Source organism: Hymenobacter coalescens, from assembly GCF_054783195.1.
The window spans coordinates 22,664-30,359 of sequence record NZ_BAAGRA010000030.1 but is presented as its reverse complement, the minus strand read 5'-3'; the positions used below and the strand labels follow the sequence as shown (position 1 = coordinate 30,359).

Sequence of the window (7,696 nt, the reverse complement as noted above, 5' to 3'; positions counted from 1 at the left end):
CGCCCCGCGGTCCTGCCCTGGACCGCGGGGCGCGCCTGTTTGCCCCCCCCCGTACCGGCGGCCCTACCCGGGCGGCAACGGGAGAAGTCTTTGTATACGTTGAGTATGTGGCCAAGGCCTCAAACTTACCTCCATGATGGGACCGGTGTTAGTTGGTATATCAAGTAGGTGTATTGTTACGGAGTGTGGGGGTGTATCTTTTGACGTCTCCTTTCGCACCGCACTAGGGGCCAAGTAGTCCATGGCAGCGCCTGCACAACGGCGGCCGCGCTGGCCGCCATTGTGCGTAGTTCGGAGAGCCTACAATGCCTAGCGCCACGGCATCAACCCCAAAAAGGTGCTCGAGTGGCGTAAGCGCAGCAGTATGCAGGACGCGGCGATGGATCCCACGTCAGCCTTGACGGTGCTGTGCGCGGTAGAAGAAGACATAACCGTGGCTTTTTGACAGTACACGCAGTTGCCGTTGGATAATTGCCCCTACGCGCAGCAGGCCACGATTCTGCAGTTCACGCGCTCCGCCTTGCATTACTCAGACGAAAAGCGTCAGTTGGCACTAAAGTTATAACTGGAAGGTGTGAGCCTTCGCGCCATCGGTTGGGTAATGGTGATGTCCAACGTGGTGATCCTTCGCTGGGTGTGCTCTTGCGGGCAGCGGGCCGCGCAGTAGGCGGCCGAGGCGCCGGCGCAGGCCGTGCGCATCGGGGATGTGGACGGACTGCAGAGCTTCGTAGGCCCGAAAGAATGCACCGACGACGGTTTTCCGCGCTGGCGTGCCACTGGTTTCAACTCATGTGCACCGATTTTTACCGCCCGTACCGTGCCTTGGTGTCTTCTCTAACTGCACTACCGCAGCAGCTCAAACCACATCTGCGTAAGGCTGCGCATCGGATGTCAAATGGCGCGAATGAAACTCGTGCGCGGTTTTTTCATCAAACTCACTACCTTGCGGAACCTCACCCACTGAGTACAGACACCCAAGCTTACCTTCCACTCAACATCTTGATCATGAAGAAAACCTTACTCTCTTTAGCATGCGCTTTGCTGTTTGGCGCATCCGCCTATGCGCAGGGGCCATGGACCCAACTTTCGGTTGGCTCCGCTGTGCCCCTAGGCTACATCACTGAGAAAATAGTGGCTGTCAACGCTAATACGGTGTGGGTGTTGTACCGCGAAATTCCTGCTCCAACCGCCACCACAGCTCCTCCCGCACGCACCTATGCCCGTACTACTGATGGGGGCGCAACCTGGACGGGAGGTACTATTAACATTCCGGCTGACCTAAACGTCGCCAACATCACCGCTATTGATGGTAACACGGCTTGGTTGGCGGCTTTTGCTACGGTCAGCACGGCCATTCCCCAGCAGGGCATCTACAAGACCACTGATGGCGGTGTTACTTGGGTACCCCAAGGCAGCTCTACTTTTTTCAAAGGTCCTGCTTCTTTCCCGAACGGAGTACATTTCTGGGATGCCAACAACGGTGTAGCTTTCGGTGATGCAAACCCGCATACCGTCGGTTCGCGTCTGGAGGTATATACTACCAACAATGGCGGCACGACTTGGACGCTTAGCAATTCGGCTCCGCAGGTACAGAACCTGTTGGAGTATGGACTGGCCGGCTCATTCTTCGTTCTGGGTAATACCATTTGGCATGGCGGGGTGAGCGACGACGGGGACACAAACCCTGGTGGCGGCATTGGCGCACGCCTCTACCGCTCCACCGACCGGGGCCTTACTTGGACCTCGCATCCTACTGACCTGGTTGATGCGGTAAACTACATTGCGTTTACCGACCAGCAGAATGGTCTGATTTCGAGCGGCTACGAGGTGTGCAGCACTTCCAACGGCGGCCAATCCAATGCGCTGACCGCCACCGTGGGTACGTTCCGCAGCGCCGGTATGGATGCTATTCCAGGCTTAGCTAACGCCTACATTTCGGTGGGGGTGCCAGAAGGCGGCACTTCGTCTAACAACGGCAGCTCCATCTCTTTTGACGGCGGTCAGACGTGGTCCAACATGCTGCCGGGTACCACCAGCTTCAACCAGTACGAAATCGACATGTTGAGCCCAACGGTGGGCTACACTGGCGCTGTTACGCAGGCCACGCAGGCCGCCCCGACCGTGAACGTGCGTGGCGTGACCAAGCTGACCGGCTCCGTTACGGCCAGCCGCACCAGCGCTGCTATGAAAGGCGTGCTGCAAGTGTTCCCGAACCCGAGCAATGACGGCCAATTCAACCTGAAGGTTAATGCCTCGAGCAGCAAATCGCGCGAGGTGACGGTGACTGATGCGTTGGGCCGCGTGGTGTACCACACCAACCTGAACGCCGCCAGCGCCGGTCAGGGCATGTCGCTCGACCTGAGCAAGCACAAGGCCGGCGTGTACACGCTGCGTCTCGAAACCGAACAGGGCACGGCCATCGAAAAACTGGTTATCCAGTAGAGCCTGCTCCCACGTTAAAAGCCCCCGCCCAGCCGAGCTGGGCGGGGGCTTTTTCTATAGCCAGAGTGTACCAGAGTGGTGTCGGTCGAGCAACGCAAAAAATGCCAACAGAAGCGCTGATGGGCTTCGCTAACACCGGCTGCGAAGGCACCGCAGGGGAACTGCCACTGGGTGTATTTAATGCCCACGAAAGCCCCGTAAAACCTAGTTAAAAAGGGATGTTTCGGTATCTTCGCGTGTTATACAGAACGGAACTTTAACCGCTGCACATGAGCGAAACTCAAGAGAAAAAAGCCCCCGCCGCGTACTCCGCGGACAGTATCCAGGTACTCGAGGGGCTGGAAGCCGTGCGCAAGCGCCCGGCCATGTACATCGGCGACATTGGTGTAAAGGGGCTGCACCACTTGGTGTGGGAAGTCGTGGACAATTCCATTGACGAGGCGCTAGCCGGGCACTGCGACACGATTGATGTCACCATCAATGAAGACAATTCCATCCGCGTGCGCGACAACGGCCGCGGCATCCCGGTTGACTTCCACCAAAAAGAAGGCCGCTCGGCGTTGGAGGTCGTGATGACCGTGCTGCACGCCGGGGGAAAGTTTGATAAGGATTCCTACAAAGTATCCGGCGGTCTGCACGGCGTGGGTGTGAGCTGCGTGAATGCACTCAGCAACTTGCTGCGCGTGACGGTGTACAAGAACGGTCACGTGTACCAGCAGGAGTACGAGCGCGGCGCCCCGCTGTATCCCGTGAAGCAGATCGGTGATACGGAGGAGCGCGGCACCCAGGTGGAATTCTGGCCCGACGACTCGATCTTCACCGACACGGTGTACCGCTACGAAACAATTGCCACGCGCATGCGTGAGCTGTCGTACCTGAACAAGGGCATCCGCATCAACCTGACCGACCTGCGCGAACTAGACGAGAACGGGGTGGCCCGCGGCGAGCAGTTCTTCTCCGAAGGCGGCCTGGCGGAGTTCGTGCAATACCTCGACGGCAAGGAACGCCACGCGCTGATGCCCGAGCCCATTCACGTGGTGAGCGAGAAAGGCAACGTGCCGGTGGAAGTGGCCCTGCAGTACAACGATTCGTACCAGGAGCACATCTTTTCCTACGTCAACAACATCAACACCCACGAGGGCGGCACGCACGTAGCGGGCTTCCGCTCGGCCCTGACGCGCACGCTCAAGGCTTACGCCGACAAGTCGGGCAAGCTGGAGAAGGCCAAGGTGGAAATTTCGGGCGAGGACTTCCGCGAGGGGCTCACGGCCGTTATTTCGGTGAAGGTGCAGGAGCCGCAGTTTGAAGGGCAGACCAAAACCAAGCTGGGCAACAGCGAGGTAAATGGCGCCGTGAACACGGCCGTGGGCGAGATTCTGGCGCAGTACCTGGAGGAAAACCCCAAGGAAGCAGCCATGATTGTCGAGAAGGTGATTCTGGCTGCCCGTGCCCGCATAGCCGCCCGCAAGGCGCGCGAGATGGTGCAGCGCAAGACCGTGCTCGGCTCGACTTCGCTGCCCGGCAAGCTGGCCGACTGCTCGGAGTCGGACCCGGAAATCTGCGAGCTGTACCTCGTGGAAGGGGACTCGGCCGGCGGCACCGCTAAGCAGGGGCGTAACCGGGCCTTCCAGGCCATTCTGCCGCTACGCGGTAAGATCCTGAACGTGGAGAAGGCGCAGGAGCACCACATCTACGAAAACCAGGAAATCCGGAACATGATTACGGCCCTGGGCGTGAGCTTTGGGGTGCCGGCCGATCCGGAGAAGGGCATCGAGAAAGACGACAAAGCCCTGAACCTGGCCAAGCTGCGCTACCATAAGGTCATCATCATGACCGACGCCGACGTGGACGGCTCGCACATTCGCACGCTGATCCTGACGTTCTTCTTCCGCTACATGCGCGACCTAGTTGACAAGGGCTACGTGTACATCGCGCTGCCGCCGCTGTACCTGGTAAAGAAGGGCAAGGAGGAGCGCTACTGCTGGACCGAAGTGGAACGGCAGGCCGCGGTGGAGGAACTGGCCAAGGGCCGGCCCGAGTCGGTGAACGTGCAGCGCTACAAAGGGCTGGGCGAAATGAACGCCGAGCAGCTCTGGACGACCACCATGCAGCCCGAAACCCGCTCCCTGAAGCAGGTGACGGTGGAATCGGCCGCAGAGGCCGACCACCTCTTCTCCATGCTGATGGGCGACGAAGTAGCGCCCCGACGCGACTTCATCGAGCGAAACGCCAAATACGCCAAACTGGACGTGTAAGCGCCAACCAATAAAAAAGCCCGCCGCGTGCGGGCTTTTTTATTGGGCATGCCGAGTAAATCAGCCCGTATGACGAGCTTGGCTGGCAAGTGCACGTTCCGAACTGACCTGAATACTATGCGACAACTCATATCCTCCGGCTCGCCCTGGGAGGGGCCCGTGGGCTATTCCCGCGCCGTGCGTGTGGGCAACGTGGTGGAAGTAGCCGGCACCACCGCCCAGGACGGCGACACCGTGCCCGGCGGGGACGCCTACACCCAAACCCGGCGCATCCTCGAAAAGATTGCCGATGCCCTGCGCGAAGCCGGCGCGACCATGGACCAGGTGGTGCGCACGCGCATCTTCGTGACCGATATCCGGCAATGGGAAGCGGTGGGCCGGGCCCACGGCGAAGTGTTTCACACGATTCGGCCCGTCACGACCATGGTAGAGGTCAGCGCGCTGATTGACCCGCGCCTGCAGGTAGAAATTGAAGCCACGGCCATTATTTCGTAACTCTGCGCAACCCCGCGTGGCGCCGCTCGAATACGCGGGTAGCTTTTGGCTTCCTTATGAAACTGTTTAAGTCGTCGGACCTCATCCGCAAGAGTAAATACATCAGCCGCGACCTGAGCTGGTTGCGCTTCAACTACCGCGTGCTCGACCAAGCCCGCGACCCGGCCCGCTCGGTGCTCGACCGCCTGCGCTTCCTGAGCATCACGGCCTCGAATCTCGACGAGTTCTTCATGATCCGCGTCGGGTCGCTCTACAATTACCTGGACTACGGCAAGCTGCGGGTTGATTACTCCGGCCTGCGCGAGCTGCCGTTTCGGCGCAAGCTGCTGGACTTCGCGCACCGCTTCGTGCACGACCAGACGCAAACCTACACCCAGGAGCTACGGCCGTTGTTTGCCAAAAACGGCTTCGATATCCTGAGCATTGCGGAGCTAACGGAAGTGGAGCAGAAGAAGGCCGACGGCTACTTCAAGAACACCGTCTTTCCGCTGCTCACGCCCATGGTGTACGACTCCTACCACGGCTTCCCGCTGATGATGAATCAGCTGCTCGTGTTTGGGGTGGTCACGCGCATGAACCCCGAGGGGCCGGAGGAAGGGCAGGAGCGCCTCACCTTCGTGCAGATCCCGGCCAACCTGGCCCGCTTCTTTGAGCTGACGCGCAAGGACCGCGTCATCTTCGTGCCCATCGAGGAAATCGTGCGGGCCAACCTCTCGAAGCTGTTCCGCAACGTCGACATCCTGTCGGCCACGCTCATGCGCATCACCCGCAACGGCGACTTTACGCTGGAAGAGTCCGATGACATCGATGTGGACTTCATCCAGGAAATCCAGCAGGGCCTCAAAACCCGCAAGCGCGGCCGCGTGGTGCGCCTGGAAGTGGAGCCCGACGCCTCCAGCCTGCTCATGCAGGTGCTCAAGGAGCGGTGGAACATCGACAACGGCAACGTGTTTGTCATCAGCGGCCTGCTCGACCTGCGCGGGCTGAACCAGCTGGTGCGCCACCCCTCGCTGCGCGACAAGCTGCCGCGGGCCCCGGCGCCGGTGCAGCCGCTGAGTTTGCCGCCGGGTGCCGACGAGAACCTCTTCGAGTACCTGAAGCACCACGACGTGCTGCTGCACCACCCCTACAACTCGATTGACCCGGTGGTGAAGCTGCTCGAACAGGCTGCCGAAGACCCGCACGTGCTCGGCATCAAGCAGACCATCTACCGCCTGGCCGACGACTCGCGCGTGACAGCCGCGCTGCTCAAAGCCGCCGAAAACGGCAAGCACGTGTCGGTGCTTTTTGAAGTGAAAGCGCGCTTCGACGAGGAGCGCAACATCCGCGAGGGTACCAAGCTGGAAAAGGCGGGCTGCTTTGTCATCTACGGCGTGAGTAAGTACAAGACGCACACCAAGATGGCCATGATCATCCGCAAGGAAGGCGAGAAAGTGACGCGCTACGTGCACATCGGCTCGGGCAACTACAACGAAGCCACTTCGCGCTTCTACACCGACGTGAGTCTGCTCACCACCAACGACGTGTACGGCCACGACGTGTCGGAATTCTTCAACGTGATTACCGGCCACTCACAGCCCGACGACTACGAGTACCTCATTACGGCGCCCAAGGACATGCGCCAGCAGCTCATCCAGCTTATCCGCGACGAGGCCCGCAACGCCAAGCGCGGGCTGCCTTCGGGCATCGTGATGAAGATGAACTCCCTGGAAGACCGCGACGTCATCGACGAGCTGTACAAGGCCTCGAAGGCCGGGGTGCCCATCCGCCTGATCGTGCGCGGCATCTGCTGCCTGCGGCCGGGCCGGCCGGGCTTGAGCGAAAACATCGAGGTGCGCAGCATCGTGGGGGAATACCTGGAGCACACCCGCCTGTTCTACTTCCACCACGCCGGAAGCCCAAAGCTTTATTCCGGCTCGGCCGACGTGATGGTGCGCTCCTTCGACCGGCGCATCGAGGCGCTGTTCCTCATCGTGAACCCGCAGCTGCAGCGCGAGGCCATCAACATCCTGTACTTCAACCTCAAAGACAATTACAATACCTACGTCATGCGCGAGGACGGCGCTTACATCAAGCGCCAGCCCGCCGAAGGTGAGCCGCTATTCAACGTGCACAAAGAGTTCTACTACAAGAACTACGGCATGGTAAGCGATACGGCCCTCTACGACGATTACCTGGCCCAGCAGCCCGAGGTAACGGTGGGCAAAACCATTGCTCCCTCGGAGGACAGCCTGATTGCCGGAGAGGAAATTGTGCTGCCCGACGACGAGGTGGAGGTGAACGGCGCCGAGCCCGTGCTGGCTGAAGCCCCGCCCGAGCCGCTCACGCCCGGTCCGGTACCGCCCGTAGTGCCGGAAGGCGCCGAAAACGTGTGAGAAGCCCGGTTAGTCAAGACGCGGCCTGAGGGAAGCCATAAGTCTTGACCAACGCATTGGCCCACAAAACAGCCCCGCCCGAAACCATCCGTTGTGGTTTCGGGCGGGGCTGTCTGCTATCAGCGGCGG

Annotated in this window: 4 protein-coding genes; all 4 read left to right on the top strand. The window is 60.3% G+C overall.

The features are described from left to right. Window positions 1-1,005 precede the first annotated feature (1,005 nt). Window positions 1,006-2,442 (top strand): T9SS type A sorting domain-containing protein, encoded by a 1,437-nt coding sequence (locus ACYVKQ_RS22820; RefSeq protein WP_460677689.1) that lies wholly within the window; start codon window positions 1,006-1,008, stop codon window positions 2,440-2,442. A gap of 269 nt (window positions 2,443-2,711) precedes the next feature. Continuing rightward, window positions 2,712-4,697, top strand: a complete 1,986-nt coding sequence (gene gyrB, locus ACYVKQ_RS22815; RefSeq protein WP_460677688.1) for a DNA topoisomerase (ATP-hydrolyzing) subunit B — start codon at window positions 2,712-2,714, stop codon at window positions 4,695-4,697. A 117-nt stretch (window positions 4,698-4,814) separates the two neighbouring features. Then, entirely contained in the window at window positions 4,815-5,192 is a 378-nt protein-coding gene (locus ACYVKQ_RS22810; protein ID WP_460677687.1) for a RidA family protein, read from the top strand. 56 nt (window positions 5,193-5,248) lie between these two features. Continuing rightward, window positions 5,249-7,567, top strand: a complete 2,319-nt coding sequence (gene ppk1 / locus ACYVKQ_RS22805; protein WP_460677686.1) for a polyphosphate kinase 1 — start codon at window positions 5,249-5,251, stop codon at window positions 7,565-7,567. Window positions 7,568-7,696: the final 129 nt, after the last annotated feature.

Bases quoted from the DNA above. Each gene is read 5' to 3' on its own strand.
- ACYVKQ_RS22820 (WP_460677689.1), top strand. From the start codon at position 1,006: ATGAAGAAAACCTTACTCTCTTTAGCATGCGCTTTGCTGTTTGGCGCA.
- gyrB (WP_460677688.1), top strand. From the start codon at position 2,712: ATGAGCGAAACTCAAGAGAAAAAAGCCCCCGCCGCGTACTCCGCGGAC.
- ACYVKQ_RS22810 (WP_460677687.1), top strand. From the start codon at position 4,815: ATGCGACAACTCATATCCTCCGGCTCGCCCTGGGAGGGGCCCGTGGGC.
- ppk1 (WP_460677686.1), top strand. From the start codon at position 5,249: ATGAAACTGTTTAAGTCGTCGGACCTCATCCGCAAGAGTAAATACATC.